The organism is Rhizobium sp. J15 (assembly GCF_002531825.1).
Classification (GTDB): Bacteria; Pseudomonadota; Alphaproteobacteria; order Rhizobiales; family Rhizobiaceae; genus Rhizobium.
Map to the genome: position 1 here is coordinate 136,427 of NZ_NWSX01000001.1, position 19,034 is coordinate 155,460.

Genomic DNA, 19,034 nt, shown 5'->3' on the forward strand with positions numbered 1-19,034 from the left:
GTCTAGGGGGCGGCCAAGAGTTGCATGCGGAACTGCCACCCCCAGCACAAAATCATCAACTTTTACCAGAAGCCGCGATCCGATTTCGGCCCCAAAGCCGACACTCGCCCGTAGAGCCTATGTCCGCCATTGGTGCAACAAAGCCATCCACCGCGCATGTCTTGCGATTTAGGGACTTGAGTGCGAGGCCTTCCGGGATCAGGGCCCATTTCGCCCTCAACCGCAACGCCCTCTATCAGACAAGACCGCGGGCCGCGACTTCCCCGACGTGGGTCACCACGCCGCCCCGATGAAACACCATCGTATCGAACAGGTTGGAGACCACGCAGGTGTGGTTCGGGATGACGAAGAGCTTTTCGCCGATTTGTGGCCGGGGGAAGCCCTGGAGGTCCGAGGTCAGCGCTTTCGAGCCGGCATCGATGACGGCGCGGTCGCCGGATTTGGGGGCGAATGACGGTGCAAGATGGCCGATTACGCCGCTGCCGGGCTGCCGATCGTCTGCCGGAGCTGACGTATGTCACGCACCGGGGGCGCGCCGAACTGCCTGAGATATTCCCGACTGAATTGCGAAGCACTTTCGTAACCGACTGCGAAGGCGACATCTGAAGCAGTTCGGTCACCGGAAAGGAGCAGTTGTCGCGCCTCCTGCAATCGGAGCTGTTTCTGATACTGGATCGGGCTTAGCCCGGTCAGTGCCACGAAGTGGCGGTGCAGGCTGGCGCGGCTCATGCCGCTTGCGTCGCACAGGGCTTCGATCCGCAGCCGCCCGTTCTGGTGATCGCGAATCCATTCGACCGCACGCCGGATCCGGCCGAGCGCCCCCTCGGGCTGGGCGATATGGCGTAGCAGGCGTCCCTGCGGGCCTTGCAGGAGACGATAAAGCAATTCGCGTTCCGCCATCGGCGCCAGAACCGGGATGTCAGCCGGGGTGTCGAGCAACGCCAGCAGACGCAGCAGCGTGTCGCGCAGCGGCGGGGTCATCGGATTGATCGCGATGCCGATGCCAGGCGCATCGGCGTCGCGCACCGGCGGCATGGTGGACGCGACCTCGGCCAGCAATGCGGGGTCGAGGACGAGCGATACAGCGACATAGGGTCGGCCGCCATCGGCATCGTGGATCTGACCGCTCAGCGGCAGATCCAGCGCGCTGACGAGATACTGCGCCGAGTCATAGCGCAACAGCGTGTCGTGGATCACCACATCCTTCGACCCCTGCAGAATGAAGCAGATCATCGAGCGGTACAGGCAAGGCGCCGTGCCTGATGTCGCTTGTCCCACGCCGATCTCCAGTCGCTGGATCGGCGTAACGGTCATCCCCGATCGCGCGTGGCGCAGGGCAAGGTCGATATGCGGTTGGAGATGCTCGATCATCAGCCTTCTATGACATTGTTTTTCGGGTAAGCAAAGAGCTTGAGACAATCAGGCAAGAGATTGAGAGCATTGGGCGGGCGGGCGCGGCGCGCTCTGCTTATCTGGTTGGCATCGGAACGACGCCGCAGCGGTGCGGCATTCCGGAAAAACCATCCACGAAGGACAGACCATGACCAAAAAGATCGCACTCATCACCGGCGCCAGCCGCGGCCTCGGCCGCAGCATGGCGCTGCATCTTGCCAAGCGCGGCGTCGCTATTATCGGCACCTATCGCAACGCCGCCGCAGAGGCCAATACGCTGCGCCAGGAGATCGAAGCGCTGGGCGGCCAGGCGGCGATGATCGCGCTCGACGTCAGCAATTCGGCGAGCTTTCCGGCATTTGCCGAGGCGGTGGCCGAGACGCTGAAGACCCGGTTCGGCCGCCAGCAGTTCGATTTCCTGGTCAACAATGCCGGCCAGGGCCTGTACGCGCTGCTGACCGACGCGACCGAAGAACAGTTCGACCAGCTGATCGACACGCATCTGCGCGGCCCGGTCTTCCTGACGCAGAAGCTGCTGCCGCTGATCGCCGATGGCGGGCGCATCCTGAACGTCTCGTCGGGCTTCGTGCGTGTGACGATGGCGGGCTACGGCCTCTATGCGGCGGCGAAGGCGGCGATCCAGACGCTGACCAAGTTCATGGCGGTCGAGCTGGGCGCGCGGCAGATCCGCGTGAACACGATCGCGCCGGGCGCTATCGCGACCGACTTCGGCGGCGGCGTGGTTCGCGACGATGCGAACGTCAACGCTTATGTCGCCGGGACCATCGCGCTCGGCCGTGTCGGCGAGCCCGACGACATCGGCGGCGCGGTCGCGGCCATCCTGTCCGATGACATGGGCTGGGCGAACGGCACCACCTTCGACATCTCGGGCGGCCAGGCGATCTGACCGTCGCGCCGCTCCCTCATCCGGAATTGCCGCCACATGGAGAGGCCATCATGCCCGACCCCCGCCTGACACTCATCAGCCACCCGCTCTGCCCGTTCGTTCAACGCGCCGCGATCGTCCTTCTCGAGAAGAACGTGCCGTTCGAGCGGATCAACGTCGACCTCTCGGCCAAGCCCGACTGGTTTCTGGCGCTGTCGCCGACCGGCAAGGTGCCGCTGCTCAAGGTGCACCAGACCGAGGAGGAGGACGCCATCCTCTTCGAAAGCATGGTGATCTGCGAGTATCTGGAGGAAACGCAGGGCGGCGCGGCGATGTATCCCGACGATGCGCTGCTGCGCGCCCAGCAGCGCGCGTGGATCGAGTTCGCCACGCAGACCCTGGCCGATGGCTGGCAGTTTCTCAACGCCACCGATCCGGCGACCGCGGACGCCAAGCGGGCCGCGTTCCGCGACCGGCTCCGGAAGCTGGAGGCCGAGCTCGGCGCGGGGCCGTATTTCGCCGGCGCCGACTTCGGCATGGTCGATGCGGTCTACGCCCCGCTCTTCCGCTATTTCACGATCATCGATCCCGCCGTGTCGCAGGCGATCTTCGAAGGCTTCCCGCGTGTCTCGGCGTGGCGGGCGGCATTGGCGGCGCGCCCGAGCGTCAGGAATGCGGTGGTCGCAGACTATGCCGACCGTTTCCGCGCGCATCTGCGCCAGCATCAGGCTCTCCTCGCGGCCTGACGCCGACCGCAGGGGCGAGCGCCCCGAACATCATCCAAACAAAGGAACAACATCATGACCGACCACGCATCCCACGAAGCCGGCGCCAGGAGCGCGCTGATCCTCATCGAATATCAGAACGACTGGCTGGCCCCCACCGGCGGCATCAACGGCCAGTTCCAGGACCGCGAGCAGATCGACTCCGCGATTGCCAATTCGAAGAAGGTCCTCGAAGACGCCCGGCGCCGCAACATCGAGGTCATCCATGTCAGGATGGTGCTCGAACCCAACTACCGGGTGCTGGGCGAAGGGAAGTACGGGCTGCGCAAGATGGTGCGCGACTATGGCTCGTTCCTCGGCGAGCAGACCGATTTCTTCCCGGGGTTCGAGCCTCGCGACGGCGAATATGTCATCAGCGAGCGCACCGGCGGCAGCAGCGCCTTTGCCGCCACCACGCTCGACAGCTATCTGCGCAATCACCGGATTTTCGACATCTACGTCATGGGCTTCGCCCTGCGGCAGTGCGTCGAGTCGACCGTGCGCAACGCCCACGACCTCGGCTACCACACCAACGTCATCTACGATGCGTCGGCGGCCTTCACCAGGGAGCAGCAGACCTCGTTCCTGAGCGACATCGCACCTTTCTACGCAAATGCGATCACGACGCAGGCATTCATGACGCAAGCTTAAGCCGGTGCGATGCCCGGCGCCACGGAGGTGGCGCTGGGCATCGTCGTTCAGTCAGCGGGCGACACGGGTTGCGACGCCGCAGTCTTGGATGACCATCGTGTCAAACAAGAATGCGCGGCGAGTCCGTCTCCCGTCACCTGCTGTCGGCGACCACTTTGGAAGCAGGGAATGCCTGCTTCCGCCCTATCCATGGTGGGCCGGTCGGTGATCCGGCGGGAATGCGGGGCTGGCTTCGATCGAAACACCACCACGACAAAGAGCGCCATCGCTGCAATTGTGAGGATTGATCCGAGTGCTGCCATGAGTTCGCCGAACGGATAGCCGAGGAGTACGCCGGCAAGGCCGGGCGCGAGGATGAGCAACCCGGCGACGGTGAAGGCAAGGTGGGCACGGGCAAGCTTGCCGCCTGCAGCATCAGGTCGTTGGGCGTAAAACAGCCCTGCGAGGAACATGCCGACCCAACCAATAAGGTTCACGTGGGCATGAACAGGCGCGAGAACGTGATCGTGGGATGCCGCCATGTAGACGCCAAGCGCCATGCCGACCAGCCCGCAACTCGCGCCGAGCCTCAGAAAAATACGCGAAAGCATTTGTTTCACCTTTGAGAAAGAGGGGCAACCGGGTTTCCGGTTGCTGCACTCCATCATATGTTCAGGATTTCGATGCCATGGCGCTGGCAGGCGGCCATCACAGCCTCGATTTCTTCGTTCGAGGGCGGGCCGGCGGGCGGAACCTCCGTGTGGCCGAGGTCGCGGAAAAATCGGCTCATGGAATTTTCGACGATCGACAGCATCTGTGCAGGCAGGGTGCCGGTATTGACGTAATTGTGCGGCTGGTAGGAGCGTAGTGTGAGAACGTCGCCTGCATGTGCGACGATCTGGGTAGGCGGCGCTGAATCAAAGAGTGTGAAGGTGATTTCGCCACTCAAAACACGGAATATCTCTATCGACTGATGTTTGTGCGGCGGCGTTCCGGAACCGGGAGGCACTGTCACCTCAAGGACGCTCAAGCCCATTTCGGGAACTTCGCCCATAAACTGCACCTTGTCGCGGATAACCCACAGGGCTTCCGCGCTTTCTTGTGTCTTGTATGCCATGCCCATGTCACTCTCCATTTGAATAGGTTTAACTCGATCACTTATTCGATCACTGGGGGTCGGGCTTTGCGGCTTTCAAAATGACCTGCATTGCCCATGACGCCGCCTCTCCGGCCTCCTGACCGGTTAAGCCGGCGTAGTCTTTGAGGATTTCCCATGCCCCTGCGCTGTACAGGAGGTGGAAAAGAGCCTCGGCCTTCTTCCCGTTTTCTGAAGCCGGTTCCATATCGGCGGCGCCAAAGCGCTCCTTGAATGCCTTCCGGCGTGCTGCAATCGAACGCATACGCATGGCGTATCCCGCCGGAGTGTGAATGCTTGCGCGTATGACGCCCTGGTTTTTGTCGAACTGCTGAAACGTATCGATCGGCGCGTGAACGAGTTCGTCGAGCGTTGATGGCAAAGTCTGCGCGTTCATGCCTTCGTTGATGAAAATCCAGAATGCGTCGAACAAGGCTTCCTTCGTTGCGAAATGCCGGAAAACCGTCCGCCTCTCGACGCCTGCGGATTTGGCAACGTCATCCATCGAGATGTCGCCGAATGGATTGACGTTCAGGAGGTCGAGGGTTGCGCGCAGAATCCTCTCGCGCGTCTCGAGCGCCTGCTGCTCTCTCAGCGGAGAGGAATATTTTCGTGTATCAGCCGATCCTGACATTATGTCTCTCTTGGTGTATTCATGTCATCACTAGTGACATCATTTCGGATGCAGGTCAATGCCTTTCTCGCGGACTCATGACGCCGCGCTTGCTAAAGCGGCTTTCCCGCGACCGATATCGTTGAAAGTGAAGGATTATCGCCACGGCATCAGAGTGGCGCCCAAGGTCCGAGCCCCGGCCATAAACCAATGGGAAGAGTATTGTCCCATGGAAAAGCTCTAATCCTCGGGCCACGAAGGCATCCGCTGCGCGGCGCGTCTCGCAATATCAGCGACCGCATTCCTGCCAAAAGCCAGCAATTCACCAATGCGCTCTTCGGCGATCAGGGCAGTTTCGCCCTCAACCAGTACCGGTTCCTACCAGACGAGACCGCGGGCCGCGACCTCCTCGACGCGGGTCACCACCCCGCCCCGATGAAACACCATCGTATCGAACAGGTTGGACACCACGCAGGTGTGGTTCGGAATGATGAAGAGTTTTTCGCCGATCTGCGGCCGCGGGCCGGTGCAGTTGGAAAGATCGATCACGCCGTGTTCTTCCGAGAGGCTGGTGATCCGCGCCTGGGGATAGCCGACGATCAGGCCGTAATCGCTGAAGCCCTGGAGATCCGAGGTCAGCGCCTTCGAGCCGGCATCGATGACGGCGCGGTCGGCGGTTGGGCGGGAGACGACGGTGGCCAGCACGTGCATGGCGCAATCGTCCTCGCTGCAATGGCCCATGCGCACCATCTGGCGGTCGTTGTAGATATAGGTGCCGGCGCGGTGTTCGGTGGCGGATTTGACGAGATGCGCCTCGAACAGGCTCGGCGTTCCGCCATTGCTGACGATCGGGCAGGTTATGCCGTCGGATTGCAGGCGTTGCAGCGTCTCAGTGATGAAGGCTTCGACGGCGGCTGCTGCTTGCGGTTTGGGATAGGTGACGATGCCGCCGAAGGTGAGGCCGTCGGCAGCAGTGATGCGCCTGGCGAGCGAGGCCGCCTCCTCCGGCGTCTGCACGCCGCAGCGGCCGGCGCCGGTATCGCATTCCACAAGCACCATGAGCGGCTTATGGCCGGAGAAATAGGCGGCGAGCCCGTCGACCGTCACTTCGCTGTCGGCGACGACTTTCAAGGCCGGAATTTTGTCGTTCAGCCTGGCCAGGCGTTCGAGCTTCTGCTGACCGAGAATGTTGAAGGTGATCAGAATGTCGCCGAAGCCGGCTTCGGCGAAGACTTCCGCTTCCGTGACCTTCTGGCAATTGATGCCCTTGGCGCCTGCGGCGACCTGCGCGACGGCCAAGGCCGGGATCTTGTGTGTCTTGATATGCGGGCGGAAGTTCAGGCCGTGCTCATCCATATAGGATTGAACGCGGTTGATGTTCGCAGCCAGCCGGTCCTCGTCGATGACAGGGCGCGGCGTCGAGAGATCGGCGATCCTGTCACCTGCCTTGGCAACGACGGCGAAGCTGGCATCAGGCATTTAGGCGGCTCCGCGTTCTATCCCATGTGGATCGGCCACGATCGGCCAGATGGTCTTCGGCGCCCGCCGGTATGGCGTCGTCGCCGGATTATTGGGATAGGGCGTTCCGGCGGAGCAGTAAAGGATCTCCGCCGCAATCTTCGAGAAGGACGCGAAGAAGTGATTGGTGGATTTGATCACCAGGATCTTCTGCCTGGTGGGATCGAGGCCCATCACCGAAAAGAGGCTCGGATCGAAGCTCTGGGCGCGCGTGGAATTGAGAATGACGTCGATGCCGTCGAGGACGATATGCGCGGCATCGCCGAAGGGTGCCAGGCTTTCGCCGAACTGCATCTCGGCATTCTTTACGAGTTTGACGATCTTCACTGTGCCGTCGATGGGGTTGCCGGTGCCGGGGGCTGACTTGGCGCCGAAGCGCAGCGGAATCTCCGCTCCCTCACCCGCCGCAAAACAAATCTGCACAGCCATCGGATCCCAGATGGTGCCGATCGCGGCACTTTTGACGCCGCGGGCCAGGAGTTCCCCGAGAACGACCGTCGCATCGCCTGCGGTGCCGCCGCCGGGATTGTCCCAGACGTCGGCGATGACGACGGGCCATGCGGTCGCGGCAAGCGCGCGAGAAACGGCTTGCCTCTCGTCGATCTGCGGAACCATGAAGGTGCCGCGCTTGGAAAACAGTTCGAGGCCGAGTTCGCGCGCCAGAGCCGCGCCCTTTTCCGGCTTGTCGTCGGTGACGATGAGCAGTTTCGTTCCCATTTCGGGAACGTCGCCGACCATGAAGCCGTGGATCACGGAGATCGACAGAATATCCGGATCATCCTTCTCGATCTGCATGATCTTGTCGACGAAGGAGCGCATCGGCTCGCGCGATGTCGGGAAGACGTCGATCATGCGGCAGTCGAACACCGAGATGCGAGGCTTGACCCGACCCTCCAGCGCGTCGACCGCGATGCGCCAGAGATCCTCGGCGCGGTCGACGAAGTCGGTATGCGGGAATTCCTTGAAATAGACGGCGAAATCGAGTGCCGCGACGCGTTTTGCCGTGAGGTGGCTGTGCGGATCGAGCTCGGCGCAGATGAGGACGTCAGGGCCGACGATCTCGCGCATGCGCTGGAGAAGATCGCCTTCCGTATCCTCGTATCCGGCGGCCACCATGGCGCCGTGCAGACCCATGACGACGGCATCGACAGGCATTGCCGCACGGAGCTGGCCGAGGATTTCGTCACGCAGTTCCTCGTAGGTCGTCCGGTTGACGAGGCCTGCCGGGTCGGCCCAGGTGGCCGTTCCCTCGATCAGTTCCCATCCCTTTTCTTTTGCGACGCGCCTGCCGACGGTGATCGGCGCGGTGCAGAGCGTCGGCGTTTCGGGATGCTGGCCGGGCGGCGCATAGAGCGAAGCTTCGAATGCGCGGCGATCCACGCAGATCGGGGAGAATGTGTTGGTTTCGGTCGCCAGTGCTGCCGTGAAAATGCGCAAGAAAGTGGCCTTCTTCTGATCGGCTCCGCGTCAACCCATGGGGTTCGGCAGGTAGCCGGTGAAACCTGAGATCTTCCAGCGTCCTTGGTGAAGCCTGCAATAATAGAGCGTCTGCCATTGCAGGACGTCCCGGGTGCCGTCGGATTTGGTAATGCCGCCGTCGAATTTCTTGCGGACGAGCGCCATGTCACCTTCGATCTCGATATCCTCAAGCGTCGTCGTGGTGAAGATCGCGGTGCGCGGATCTTCCGCGAAACTCTGTTCGGCGAAATCCTTAGCCTGCCTCAGCCACTCCTGGCGATAGGCCGAGAGCGTCGGGAAGGCCAGGCGCCACTTGTCGGGGCTGACTTCCTTCCGGCCGTCGATGCCGATGAAGCCCTCTTCCACGAAGTCATGCTCCACCATCGACCAATCGGCGGCCAGAAAGGCATCGATATCGCGGGGAACGAGCATTTCCCAGATGGCGTGGCGGGCGCTGTCGGACGGGAAGGGATTCTGGAAAGGATCGCGCATGCTGGCCCCGGATTGAAATTCTTTTCATAAAATACGTTTTTCACTGGTCAAATTCCGCTTTCTATGGTCATTTGTCAACTTCTCAAGAAAATAATTTGCAAGGACTTGGAAATGCCTATCAAGCGCTATGGCTCTGTTCAAACCGGCGCCGGCGGCAAGGCGCTGCCTTTCGCGCGCGCGGTCGAAGCCGACGGATGGCTTTATGTTTCCGGACAGGTTGCAATGGAAGATGGCGAGATCATCGACGGCAACATCATCGCCCAGACCCACAAGACGATCGCCAATGTTCTTGATATCCTCGAAGAGGCCGGATACGGCGTCGAGGACGTCGTGCGCGTCGGCGTCTGGCTGGACGATCCGCGCGATTTCTGGACTTTCAACAAGATCTATCAGGAGTATTTCGGCGAGCATCCGCCGGCGCGTGCCTGTGTGCAATCGTCGATGATGGTCGATTGCAAGGTTGAGATCGACTGCGTGGCCTATAAGAAGAAGGATTGACGGAGCCATCGGGGGAGCGACTTTGGATATTTTTTCGACATTGCAGGAAGACAAAGGCCGGCTCTCCCCCTCCGAAAGCCGCATCGCGGAGATCATCGTCAACGACTTCGAATTTGCCGTGAATGCCTCGATCATCGAGCTTGCGGAACGTGCCGAGGTCTCGCCGCCGACCGTCACGCGCTTTTGCCGGCGGCTCGGCTGCGAAAGCTTTTCCGACTTCAAGGTGCAGCTCGCCCGGACCGCCCATATCGGCGTGCGCTATCTGAAACCGGAATCGAAAAGCACCGATCCGGCCGATGTCGCCCAGGATATCATCACCAAGGCTCAGAACGCGCTCTTCCTCCTGCATCGGTCGCTCGATCTTGCCGCGATCCAGGCCGCCGTTTCCCATATTGCCAAGGCCGATATGATCTATGCCTTCGGCTCCGGCGGCAATTCGTCGATGATCGCCGACGAGCTGCAGAACCGCCTCTTCCGCCTCGGGCTGCGCATCACCGCAAGTTCCGACCACAGCATGCAGCTGATGATGGCGGCCGCGGCAAAGCCGGGCGACGTGCTGATCGGCTCATCCTTCTCCGGGCGCAATATGGAGCTGGTGCGGGCTTTCGAGCTTGCCCGCGACACCAAGGTGAAGACGATCGCCCTGACCCAGACGGAGAGCCCGGTCGCCAAGGCGGCCGAAATCGTCGTGCCGATCGATCTTCCCGAGGGCAACAATATCTATCGCCCGACTTCCACGCGCATCGCCTACATCGCGATGGTTGATATCCTGTCGAGCCTGGTCGCATACGCCGTCCAGCCAAAGGCGACCGTGACGCTGCGGCGCATCAAGCAACAGCTCGTCCTTCATCGGGACGGCGATGACCGGCAATTGCTTGGAGATTGATGTCCATGAACGGGAGCGACAATAAATGACCCAATCGATCGCCATCGTGACGGGTGCCGCGGGCGACATCGGCGCGGCGATTGCCGCGCGGCTTTCCGATGACCATGATGTCGTGCTGCTTGCCGACATCGATGCGGCTGCCGCCGCCGCCGTGGCTTCGAAGCTCGGTCCGGAAAATCGTTTCGTGGCCGTCGGATGCGACGTGACCAGCGAGGCGAGCATTGCCGAATTGGCAGAACGCGCTGCCGGCAGCGGCGTGGTCCGAACTCTCGTCAACAATGCTGGTGCCGCCCGCGCGACCAGCCTGCACGATACGACGCCCGAGATCTGGCGGGCCGACAATGCGCTCAATCTCGAAGCGGCATTCTTATGTTTCCGCGCCTTCGAGCCGATGCTGAAGGCTTCCAAGGGCTCCGTCGTCAACATCGCCTCGGTCAACGGCATGAATGTCTTCGGACATCCCGCCTATAGCGCCGCCAAGGCCGGCCTTCTGCACTTCACCCGGCTGGTCGCCGTGGAATACGGCAAGTTCGGCATCCGCTCCAACGCCGTCGCACCCGGCACGGTGAAGACGCAGGCCTGGGAAGCGCGCGCGAGTGCCAATCCGAACGTGTTCGAGGAGGCGCGCCGCTGGTATCCGCTGCAGCGCGTCGTCGATCCCAAGGATGTCGCCAACGCCGTAGCCTTCCTTTCTGGCCCGCTCGCCGCAGCCATCACGGGCGTCTGCCTGCCCGTCGATTGCGGCCTCACGGCTGGCCAGGCCGAGCTTGCGCGGACTTTCTCCCAATCGGAACACTACTGAAACTCACATGACCGCATGAGCCGCCTTTTTCCCGACGTCTTCCGCAATCCGGCGATCCGCGCCAGTATGATCGCCATTTTCACCTTCGGAATGGCGGGGGCGATGACCGCGCCCTATCGGTCGATCGTGGGTATCCGCGAACTGGGGCTGAGCGACGGTCTCTATTCCGTCCTGAGCTTTGCCTCGGCGGCGGTGAATGTCGTCGTCAGCGTCCTGCTCGGCAATCTCGCTGACCGGCTCGGCGAATACCGTTCGGCGATGATCGGCGCCTGCGTCTTCGGCATCGTCGGTTACGGCATGGTCTACGCCTTTCCCACAGCGGCAGTCTTCATCGTCAGCGGGCTGCTGCCGCTGCCGATCTACGGGGCGCTGAATTCGCTGCTGTTTGCCAATGCGCGTGCGGCGATGCAGGGCATGAACCGAAGCGACATGGTGACGGCCAATTCAGGCGTGCGCGCGATGATTTCGCTTTCCTGGGTGCTGATCCCAGGCGTTACCGGCCTTGTGCTCTCCGGTGCGTCGAGCATGCTGCCGGCCTATCTTTTCGCCGCCATCTCGTGCCTGATATGCCAGGGCATCATCCTCTTCGCCCTGCCGAGACGCGCGGGAACGGAGATGGCCGCCACCCATCATCTCACCTATCTCGGCGCGCTTCGCCAGGTGGTTTCGCCGCGAATTTCGGCGCATATCCTCGGGGTGGCGCTCATCACCAGCACGCTCCATCTCAACGATGCCCTCCTGCCGCTGATCGCCACCGGCGCGGCGCATGGGGCGCTCAGCGATGTCGGCATTCTCGTCGGCATCGTCGCATTGCTGGAAGTGGTCTTCATCATCGTCTGGTCGCGGATTGCCCGCAAGACCGGCCAGATGACGGCGCTTGCCGCCGGCACCATCGTCTATGCCGTGTTCCTCAGCCTTCTCGGCTTCGCCTCCGAGCCGTGGCACCTCTATACGCTGACCCTGCTCGCCGGTATCGGTGCGGCGGCGATCATCAGCATTCCGATCACCTATCTGCAGGATCTCATTGCCGATCGGCCGGGGCTCGGCAGCGCGCTGATCTCCGTCAATATCTTTGCGAGTGCGGGGATCGGCGCGCTGGTCTTTGCCGCCGGCACTTCTGTGACAGGCTATTCCGGCACCGCCGTCCTCAGCGCCGTCACCGGCCTGTCGGGGATCACGATCCTCGGCTTCCTGCAGAGACGCAAGACCCATCGAGCCGAGGTCGCCGGCAAATAGGACGTGACGCAGAATGTGGCTTTCATCCATGTTCGTCTTGTGACAAGGGTGAGACTGCATTTCCTTTGAAGGCGACATGAAGGCGATCTCCGGCACGAATCTCGAGCAGGCCAAGTCTCACAACCGCCGTGTGGTGATCGAGGCCGTGCGCACGAACGGTCCTCTGTCGCGCGCCGCGATTGCCCGGATGACGGCGCTGACCGCCCAGACCGTGTCCAATATCGTCGAGGAGCTGGAGAGGTCGCACCTTCTGGTTCCCGCCGAGGCACAGAAGCTGGCGCGGGGCCAGCCGATCATTCCCTACAGCATCAATCCGCGCGGCGCCTATTCGATCGGTCTCGAACTCGGCCGGCAGCGCGCCAGCGGTGTTCTGACGGATCTGTCGGGCGCCGTTTGCGCGCGCATCGAGCGCCATGTCGATCATCCCGATCCGCAACGGGCGATGCCGGTGCTGCAAGCGATTGTCGAAGAGCTGCACCATGCCTTCGTCTTCGACCGCAACAGGCTGCTCGGCGTCGGCATGGCCCTGCCCGGCCGCTACGGCGATGGCGGCACCACCTCGCTCAGCCCCCACAGCCTGCCCGGCTGGCAAGGCTTTCCCGTCGGGCACGAGCTGGAGCAGCGGGCAAAGGTGCCGGTGCTCGTGGAGAACGATGCGACGGCGGCGGCGATCGGTGAGCGCCTTCACGGCGTCGCCCGCGGTTTCGCCAGCTTCGTCTATCTTTTTCTCGCCGGCGGAGGCGGTATCGGCGCCGGCATGTTCCTCGACGGCCACCTCTACAAGGGCAGCCGCAACAATGCCGGCGAGATCGGGCATATCATCGTCGAGCCGCATGGCAAGCTCTGCAGCTGCGGCAAGCGCGGCTGCCTGGATCGTTATCTCTCGCCGAGCGTCGCTTACGAATGCATGGGCATTGCGAATGCGCGGGAGCTCTCGCCCGACGATCTCGACGCACTGATCGCCAAAGGCGGCGAAGGCCTGGATGCCTGGCTGGATCAGGCCGTCGAGCCGCTGCGCCAGACCGTCGACTTTCTCGAACTTGCCTTCGATCCGCAGACCGTGGTGCTCGGCGGCAGTGTATCGACATCGCTGATGGCCCGGCTTGCCGAGCGGCTGGAACCGCTGCACGTGCCGATCGATCCCGACCGGAAGCGGACGCTGCCCCGCGTCATGATCGGCATGACCGGCAAGGATACGGCGATCCTGGGTGCTGCGGCCCTGCCGATCTTTTCCGAAACCAATCCGCGCTTCGACGTGCTGCAAAAGCCGGTTGGCTAGCGCACCCCGCCCGGAAGTGCGTGCGGTTCCGGGATCGTGGGCCTGCGAAAGATGGTTCAATCTGCTGACGCAATGATGGAGATGATCCGTTCCATCTCCTCAAAACTGTTGTAGTAGTGCGGAGATATTCTAACAGCGCCATTGCGAATGCTCGCATAGACACCGTTTTCTACCAGCGATGCATGCATGTCGGCGGCGACTGTTCCCGGCTTGTGCAAGAGCGTGATGCCCGACCGCGATCGGTGTTCGAACTGATAGACGGGCTGAATTCCATGTTGCAGCGCACGTTCGCAGAGCAGTTCATTTAACGTAAGGATCCTGTTTTCGATCCAACCGATCCCCAATTCGTCGATCTGAGCCAGCCGCTCCGCGAGCCCAAGGATGCCGCATCCATTTGGCGTTCCCGGCTCGAACCGCCGCGCGTCGGGCAGAAAATCAAGCCTGCGATTGAACGCATAGGGATCATCTACACTCAGCCAACCCACGATCCTGGGGGTAATCTCGTTGAGTGCCCTGTCGGAAAAGCTGGCGAAACCGATGCCACGCGGTCCCATAAGCCATTTATGCGCGCTGACCACGAGGACGTCGACGCCGGCGGCGCCCACATCGAGATTGAGAGCCCCGATCGACTGCGTGCCATCGACGACCAGCAGTGCGCCGTATCGGGAGCAAAGCTCGCCCACTGCAGACACGTCGACCCGGAAGCCGCTGTAGAATTGGACATGACTTACCGCGACGACGCGGGTGCGCTCATCCAGCGCCTCTTGAACAAGCTCCGGTTCCAGCCTGCCGTCAGGAGAAAGAATCTTGCGAACCTCCACGCCCATCGCGGCCAGCTGGACCCAGCAGAGATAGTTCGATGGGAATTCATGCGCGCACACGACCAGATTGTCTCCCGGCCGCCAGTCGATGCCGAGGGCGACAAGCGAGAGACCATGGGCAGTATTTTGAACATAAGCGATGTTTTGCGATGACGAGCCCACAAGTTTTGCGGCAAGCGCACGACCTTTATCGAAATACGGCTTCGAAATTTCCTTGGCGTCGCGGAGTTGCTCGGCAATGATTGTGTTGTAATGCTCGCTGGCCGACCGAACCCGTCCCGGGACCGGCGATACGGCTGCGTTGTCGACATAGATGCCATTCTTCAGGAGCGGGATATCGCTGCGTATCGCGTCAAGTTTCTGATCGTCCATCATATCGCTTCAGAACTCCATCCATCTGATCTGTCGCCCATTTTACGAACCGTGAATGGATGAATCAAATTCGATATGATAATGAAAAAAATGAATTTGATTCATAGTGGAATGGGTATGTGAATTTCAGCGCGATCGATCTGAATCTTCTCCGCGTATTCGACGTGCTGATGCGCGAAGGCAACGTGACGATTGCGGCGGAGCGCCTCGGGCGCACGCAGTCCGCGGTCAGCCATTCGCTTGGCAAGCTGCGCGCCTTGTTCAACGACAAGCTGTTTTTCCGCGACGGCGGATCGATGAAGCCTACGCCGCGCGCGATTGAATTGTCAGCCGAAATCTCGGACGCACTTGCAAATATCCGGGCGACGATAGATCGCTATCAGCGGTTCGTACCGGCTCAAACCAGGCGCGTCTTTCGGGTGGGGCTTCTCGACTATCACGGAGCGATGGTCATCCCGCATCTGATAAAACGCTTTCGGGCCGAAGCTCCGCATGCCGCTCTCAATGTCATACCGACGTCGAAGGAGGAGGTCGGTCGACTGATCCTCACCCGAAAATTGGATTGCGCGACAATCGTCAATTTCGACCGGCACGATCAAAACCTGCTGGTATCTGAAGTCGGTCGAGACGAACTGGCCTGTGCGATATGGAGCGGCAGCGAACTGCTCCGCCGACCCCTCACGCTGGAGAGATACCTGGAAGCCGCGCACGTCCAGATTTCCGCCGACGGCTCATCGGAAGGTCTCGCCGACAAAGTGCTCCGCGACATGGGGTTTCAACGGAACGTCGTGGCGACGATTCCCAACTATATGGTTATTCCCTGGGTTCTGCGAGGATCGGACCTCATTATCCATTGCGCCGATAGCGTTCTCTCGCTTCTGGACGAAACCAGCGAAGTGAGCATGGTAAAGGCGCCTCTCACTCTCCCATCGATGCCCATATCTCTCATCATCCATTGGCAGATGGCCACCGACCCGGCAACGATCTGGTTCAAGGGTTTGATTGAGGAAATCTATGCCGATCGGCAAATTCGAAAGGACGCCGCCGGAGGGAAAAGTCCTGGTGAAGAGAGCCGGCAATAATCCGGGCATTCGCTATGAATGCTGCTCATTCAAATTATTGCGATATTGATTTGGTGTCATGCTCTCAGCCGGGCTAAGACCGCTTCGGCTCCTTCGCGCGCTTCACGAAACACAGAACCCCACGATCCCTGCGAACATATTCGCGCGGGCTCGCGGTCCCATCGCTGCACAGGAGCGGGCAACGGCTTCAACCATTGGCTACAGGCGATGAAACCAGATCAGTCGACAGGAAGCAGCATATTCCTCCTCGGAGTTTTCGCTCTTTGCAGAGGCAGCGCCTACAGTCTGACGACTGTGGCGCTGGCAACGATGTCTGCCGGCACCGTTACCTTCCTGCGGCTCGGCATTGGAGCGCTGGCGCTCCTTGCCTGGGCCGCTTTTGCAGTGAGAGGGTATCGCTGGCTATTGCGCGACTGGAAGCCAATTCTGGTTTTTGCGCTGATCGGGAATTCGCTTCCGAACGGCCTCATTACGCTCGGACAGAAAACTGTCCCGAGCGGCCTTGCTTCGGTTATGATGGCTCTTACGCCGCTGTTTGCGGCAATCGTCGCGCATATGTGCCTGGAGAACGAAAAGCTGACGTCGCGCGCCGTCCTTGGTATGGCGAGCGGCTTTGGCGGGGTTTTTGTAATCGTCTATACGCGTGGAACCATCAGTCTAGACGCAGGTATGGTCTATGGCTTGGGCGCGTTGACGCTCGCCTCCATATGCATTGCCATCAGCATCGTCGCCGTTCGCTTTTTCCGCCCGGCGAACCAGCTTGGCACCGCGGCCTTGAGCTTGCTTGTTGCGGCGGTTTCCCTGATCCCATTTATCAATTTGCCGGATTTCGCCACGCAGATGCCTTTGGACGTGATCTATTCCTGCGTTGCGCTCGGAATCATCTGTACCGCGCTGGGCTGGATATCGATGCTGGAGTTGTCGAAGCGGGCGAATGCTGCATTCATGTCGGCGGTCAATTATCTGATCCCCGTCGTCGGAATGACGATTGGCGCGATCCTCCTCAATGAGGATGTCTTTTGGACTGACATCCCGGCGGTCATTTTGATCGTCGGTGGCACTATGCTGATGAGGGCTGGCGGCACATGTTCGGCATCGGGCGGGCGTGTTGGTGAGGCTAGGGAAAATGCCCTGCGTAGTATTCCGGCGCGATCCATCTGAGAGATAGCGACGCGCTTTAGCGCACTTCACCCGTCCTTCAGCCACGTGCCGGCAGGCTCGCATCTGACTGCAACGGGCGGCGCGCCGGAGGCCGCGCAAAGATGATCACGTTGCCGAGAAGCGTCAGCGCCAGTCCGATCAGGCCCAGGCCGCTCCAGTGGTAGCCCTCGACGACCGTCGATAGCGACAGGGCGACGATCGGGAACAGCACGGTGGCGTAGGCCGCGCGCGAGGAGCCGATGCGGGATACCAGCATCAGATAGGTGGTGAAGCCGATCACCGATCCGATGGCCGCGAGATAGAGCAGCGCGGCAAGATAGGTGATGCCGGATGGCGCCACGATCGGCGTCTGCGTCACGGCAATCAGGACGAGGAGGACGATCGTGCCATAAGCCATGCCCCAGGCATTGGCGGTCAGCGGTGAGATTCCGGCCGCGCTGTTGCGGCGCGATGCCATATTGCCGAGCGAAAAGAACAGCGTGCCGAGCGCTGCGAGCCCGATCCCTTTCACCGTGCCCATATCGAAATCGACGGTAACCTCTTCTGCGAACAGCAGGAGGAGGCCGGTTGCGCCGAGTGCTGCGGCAAGCAGCGTGCGGCCCGTAATGCGGTCGCCGAAGAAGAGCCGTGCATTGACGGCATTGTAGATCGTCGCGAGCGAGAAGATCACCGAGATCAGTCCGGAAGGAATCGAGGCGGCGGCGTTGTAGAAACAGATGAAATTGAGGCTGAACAGGCAGAGCGCCTGCGCCAGGATGAAAGGTTGATCGCGCAAGGCAGGAACCTTGAGCCGCCGCATGACAGCCAGGACGGCGATGAGGATCACGGCTGCGAGCGCAAATCTGTAAAACACCGAGACCAGGACCGGCACGGGACCGACCTGCATTGCAATGGCGATCCAGGTCGTTCCCCATATGAGGACGGTCGCGATGAAAAGAACGGCATTTGCCATGGAGTAATCCTCGTTTTCTCCAAGAATAGGCGAAGCGCGAGCCGGTCTCTTGCAGATTCTTGCTATGAAATAGATCTGCCCGGACTTCCCCCTCGCCATGGCGGGCGTCCCCCCGTATTGTTCGCAGCGCGTTGCCAGCTGTGGGAAAGAATTGGTGAAAGATAGCCGCCTCTCGGTTTTCAGGTTTTTGTCAGCCTCTCCCAATGCGCGGATGTCGCAGTCCATCGATCTGGGTTTCGGGCGGTCGGCTGCCATCTGGAGCAACGCGCATGACAGGATGAGCTATGAGCGGCCGAACGGTCATACGTTCAGTCTTTATCTGAGCGGCGGCGCCGGAACGCGTCGGCTGGATGGCGGCCCCGACGCGCGCGGCCGTCCGGGCGTGCTGTGCATCATGCCGCAGGGGCATTCGTCCGAATGGGAAATCACCGACTTCTTCGAATTCGTCCATCTGTATGTTCCCGATGACCAGATGCGCCGGATGTTTGCCGAGACCTTCGACCGCGATGCGCGGCTCATGGCGCTTCCCGAAGTGACCTTCGCGGATGCACCCGCCTTGGCGCTGAGGCTTCGGCAGATGACAGAAGCGATGTTGGCGGGCGGTCATCTGCTGGCCGAAGAAGCGATGACGCAGGCGATCGTCGATCTTTTCGTTGATCCGCGTTATGGAGGCATGCGTGCCTGCGCGATGAGCGGCGGGCTGGCGCCTCATGTGCGGCGCCGAAGTCTGGACTATATCGAGGCTCATCTTGGCGAGACGATCCGCTTGCAGGATCTGGCTGATATCGGGCAGCTCAGCGCCTTTCATTTTCAGCGGATGTTCCGGGCAAGCTTTGGCGTGTCCCCGAATGGCTGGGTGGCGCACCGTCGTGTCGAGCGCGCCAAAGCGATGTTATCAGGCATGGAGCCGATCGCGCAGATCGCTTCGGCCTGCGGCTTCAGCAGCCAGAGCCACATGACGCGGGCATTCAAGCTGGGCACAGGCGTCACACCCTCTGCCTACCGGCAGCGACAGTGAAGCCGGCCCAACAGCCCATAGCCGGCTGCGGGCCTTACC

At 61.3% G+C, this 19,034-nt stretch carries 20 protein-coding genes and 1 pseudogene; 11 read left to right on the plus strand and 10 right to left on the minus strand.

All coding sequences use genetic code 11. From position 1 onward, the window contains the following. Window positions 1–235 precede the first annotated feature (235 nt). Together CO670_RS00645 and CO670_RS00650 are read right to left on the minus strand one after the other, a co-directional pair. Window positions 236–439: pseudogene (locus CO670_RS00645) on the minus strand (D-TA family PLP-dependent enzyme); the annotation flags it as partial. Window positions 440–471: 32 nt separating this feature from the next. After that, window positions 472–1,371: an AraC family transcriptional regulator gene (locus tag CO670_RS00650; RefSeq protein ID WP_097588498.1), complete on the minus strand. Its 900-nt coding sequence runs from the start codon at window positions 1,369–1,371 to the stop codon at window positions 472–474. Window positions 1,372–1,540: 169 nt separating this feature from the next. Here CO670_RS00650 and CO670_RS00655 point away from each other — a divergent pair, with 169 nt between their 5' ends. The 3 genes from CO670_RS00655 to CO670_RS00665 are packed head-to-tail and all read left to right on the plus strand — an operon-like array spanning window position 1,541 to window position 3,693. Further along, window positions 1,541–2,299: an SDR family oxidoreductase gene (locus tag CO670_RS00655; RefSeq protein WP_097588499.1), complete on the plus strand. Its 759-nt coding sequence runs from the start codon at window positions 1,541–1,543 to the stop codon at window positions 2,297–2,299. 50 nt (window positions 2,300–2,349) lie between these two features. Then, window positions 2,350–3,024, plus strand: a complete 675-nt coding sequence (locus CO670_RS00660; protein WP_097588500.1) for a glutathione S-transferase family protein — start codon at window positions 2,350–2,352, stop codon at window positions 3,022–3,024. Between the two features lie 54 nt (window positions 3,025–3,078). Further along, entirely contained in the window at window positions 3,079–3,693 is a 615-nt protein-coding gene (locus CO670_RS00665) for a cysteine hydrolase (protein WP_097588501.1), read from the plus strand. Between the two features lie 47 nt (window positions 3,694–3,740). Here the strand turns inward: CO670_RS00665 and CO670_RS00670 are convergent, their stop codons facing one another. From CO670_RS00670 to CO670_RS00695, 6 genes are all read right to left on the minus strand, one after another. Beyond that, a complete protein-coding gene (locus CO670_RS00670) occupies window positions 3,741–4,283 on the minus strand; it encodes a hypothetical protein (protein ID WP_176538843.1) in 543 nt (180 codons plus the stop codon). 53 nt (window positions 4,284–4,336) lie between these two features. Beyond that, window positions 4,337–4,795, minus strand: coding sequence for a cupin domain-containing protein (locus CO670_RS00675; RefSeq protein WP_097588502.1), 459 nt, complete (start codon window positions 4,793–4,795; stop codon window positions 4,337–4,339). Window positions 4,796–4,838: 43 nt separating this feature from the next. After that, window positions 4,839–5,441 (minus strand): TetR/AcrR family transcriptional regulator, encoded by a 603-nt coding sequence (locus CO670_RS00680; protein WP_097588503.1) that lies wholly within the window; start codon window positions 5,439–5,441, stop codon window positions 4,839–4,841. A gap of 357 nt (window positions 5,442–5,798) precedes the next feature. Continuing rightward, window positions 5,799–6,899: a D-TA family PLP-dependent enzyme gene (locus CO670_RS00685; protein ID WP_097588504.1), complete on the minus strand. Its 1,101-nt coding sequence runs from the start codon at window positions 6,897–6,899 to the stop codon at window positions 5,799–5,801. After that, a complete protein-coding gene (locus tag CO670_RS00690) occupies window positions 6,900–8,375 on the minus strand; it encodes a M81 family metallopeptidase (protein WP_097588505.1) in 1,476 nt (491 codons plus the stop codon). It abuts the gene before it with no gap. A 30-nt stretch (window positions 8,376–8,405) separates the two neighbouring features. Further along, the gene (locus CO670_RS00695) at window positions 8,406–8,888 is read right to left on the minus strand and encodes a hypothetical protein (RefSeq protein ID WP_097588506.1); all 483 of its coding nucleotides are present in this window, start codon (window positions 8,886–8,888) and stop codon (window positions 8,406–8,408) included. Window positions 8,889–8,999: 111 nt separating this feature from the next. Here CO670_RS00695 and CO670_RS00700 point away from each other — a divergent pair, with 111 nt between their 5' ends. The 5 genes from CO670_RS00700 (at window position 9,000) to CO670_RS00720 (ending at window position 13,589) form a co-directional block, all read left to right on the plus strand. Then, window positions 9,000–9,386, plus strand: a complete 387-nt coding sequence (locus tag CO670_RS00700) for a RidA family protein (protein WP_088683638.1) — start codon at window positions 9,000–9,002, stop codon at window positions 9,384–9,386. Window positions 9,387–9,408: 22 nt separating this feature from the next. Beyond that, a complete protein-coding gene (locus CO670_RS00705; RefSeq protein WP_097588507.1) occupies window positions 9,409–10,272 on the plus strand; it encodes a MurR/RpiR family transcriptional regulator in 864 nt (287 codons plus the stop codon). A 25-nt stretch (window positions 10,273–10,297) separates the two neighbouring features. Then, window positions 10,298–11,074 (plus strand): SDR family oxidoreductase, encoded by a 777-nt coding sequence (locus CO670_RS00710; protein WP_097588508.1) that lies wholly within the window; start codon window positions 10,298–10,300, stop codon window positions 11,072–11,074. Between the two features lie 15 nt (window positions 11,075–11,089). Further along, complete coding sequence (locus CO670_RS00715) at window positions 11,090–12,310, plus strand: MFS transporter (protein WP_097588509.1); 1,221 nt, start codon at window positions 11,090–11,092, stop codon at window positions 12,308–12,310. 76 nt (window positions 12,311–12,386) lie between these two features. Continuing rightward, window positions 12,387–13,589, plus strand: a complete 1,203-nt coding sequence (locus CO670_RS00720) for an ROK family transcriptional regulator (protein WP_097588510.1) — start codon at window positions 12,387–12,389, stop codon at window positions 13,587–13,589. 56 nt (window positions 13,590–13,645) lie between these two features. Here CO670_RS00720 and CO670_RS00725 read toward each other — a convergent pair whose 3' ends face one another. After that, a complete protein-coding gene (locus tag CO670_RS00725; RefSeq protein ID WP_097588511.1) occupies window positions 13,646–14,785 on the minus strand; it encodes an aminotransferase class V-fold PLP-dependent enzyme in 1,140 nt (379 codons plus the stop codon). Between the two features lie 116 nt (window positions 14,786–14,901). Here CO670_RS00725 and CO670_RS00730 point away from each other — a divergent pair, with 116 nt between their 5' ends. After that, on the plus strand, window positions 14,902–15,864 hold the full coding sequence (locus CO670_RS00730; RefSeq protein WP_097588512.1) for a LysR family transcriptional regulator: 963 nt from the start codon (window positions 14,902–14,904) through the stop codon (window positions 15,862–15,864). 207 nt (window positions 15,865–16,071) lie between these two features. Beyond that, on the plus strand, window positions 16,072–17,025 hold the full coding sequence (locus CO670_RS00735) for a DMT family transporter (RefSeq protein WP_176538844.1): 954 nt from the start codon (window positions 16,072–16,074) through the stop codon (window positions 17,023–17,025). Between the two features lie 37 nt (window positions 17,026–17,062). Here CO670_RS00735 and CO670_RS00740 read toward each other — a convergent pair whose 3' ends face one another. Continuing rightward, window positions 17,063–17,977 carry a DMT family transporter gene (locus CO670_RS00740; protein ID WP_097588514.1) on the minus strand — a complete coding sequence of 305 codons (915 nt, stop codon included), beginning with the start codon at window positions 17,975–17,977 and terminating at the stop codon, window positions 17,063–17,065. Window positions 17,978–18,254: 277 nt separating this feature from the next. On the opposite strand from CO670_RS00740, the gene CO670_RS00745 reads away from it, so the two are divergent. Next, window positions 18,255–18,995 carry an AraC family transcriptional regulator gene (locus CO670_RS00745; RefSeq protein ID WP_097588730.1) on the plus strand — a complete coding sequence of 247 codons (741 nt, stop codon included), beginning with the start codon at window positions 18,255–18,257 and terminating at the stop codon, window positions 18,993–18,995. Window positions 18,996–19,034 lie beyond the last annotated feature (39 nt).

Coding starts and splice junctions, on each gene's coding strand:
- CO670_RS00650 (WP_097588498.1), bottom strand. CDS start 1,371: ATGATCGAGCATCTCCAACCGCATATCGACCTTGCCCTGCGCCACGCG.
- CO670_RS00655 (WP_097588499.1), top strand. CDS start 1,541: ATGACCAAAAAGATCGCACTCATCACCGGCGCCAGCCGCGGCCTCGGC.
- CO670_RS00660 (WP_097588500.1), top strand. CDS start 2,350: ATGCCCGACCCCCGCCTGACACTCATCAGCCACCCGCTCTGCCCGTTC.
- CO670_RS00665 (WP_097588501.1), top strand. CDS start 3,079: ATGACCGACCACGCATCCCACGAAGCCGGCGCCAGGAGCGCGCTGATC.
- CO670_RS00670 (WP_176538843.1), bottom strand. CDS start 4,283: ATGCTTTCGCGTATTTTTCTGAGGCTCGGCGCGAGTTGCGGGCTGGTC.
- CO670_RS00675 (WP_097588502.1), bottom strand. CDS start 4,795: ATGGGCATGGCATACAAGACACAAGAAAGCGCGGAAGCCCTGTGGGTT.
- CO670_RS00680 (WP_097588503.1), bottom strand. CDS start 5,441: ATGTCAGGATCGGCTGATACACGAAAATATTCCTCTCCGCTGAGAGAG.
- CO670_RS00685 (WP_097588504.1), bottom strand. CDS start 6,899: ATGCCTGATGCCAGCTTCGCCGTCGTTGCCAAGGCAGGTGACAGGATC.
- CO670_RS00695 (WP_097588506.1), bottom strand. CDS start 8,888: ATGCGCGATCCTTTCCAGAATCCCTTCCCGTCCGACAGCGCCCGCCAC.
- CO670_RS00700 (WP_088683638.1), top strand. CDS start 9,000: ATGCCTATCAAGCGCTATGGCTCTGTTCAAACCGGCGCCGGCGGCAAG.
- CO670_RS00710 (WP_097588508.1), top strand. CDS start 10,298: ATGACCCAATCGATCGCCATCGTGACGGGTGCCGCGGGCGACATCGGC.
- CO670_RS00715 (WP_097588509.1), top strand. CDS start 11,090: ATGAGCCGCCTTTTTCCCGACGTCTTCCGCAATCCGGCGATCCGCGCC.
- CO670_RS00720 (WP_097588510.1), top strand. CDS start 12,387: ATGAAGGCGATCTCCGGCACGAATCTCGAGCAGGCCAAGTCTCACAAC.
- CO670_RS00725 (WP_097588511.1), bottom strand. CDS start 14,785: ATGATGGACGATCAGAAACTTGACGCGATACGCAGCGATATCCCGCTC.
- CO670_RS00735 (WP_176538844.1), top strand. CDS start 16,072: ATGAAACCAGATCAGTCGACAGGAAGCAGCATATTCCTCCTCGGAGTT.
- CO670_RS00740 (WP_097588514.1), bottom strand. CDS start 17,977: ATGGCAAATGCCGTTCTTTTCATCGCGACCGTCCTCATATGGGGAACG.
- CO670_RS00745 (WP_097588730.1), top strand. CDS start 18,255: ATGAGCTATGAGCGGCCGAACGGTCATACGTTCAGTCTTTATCTGAGC.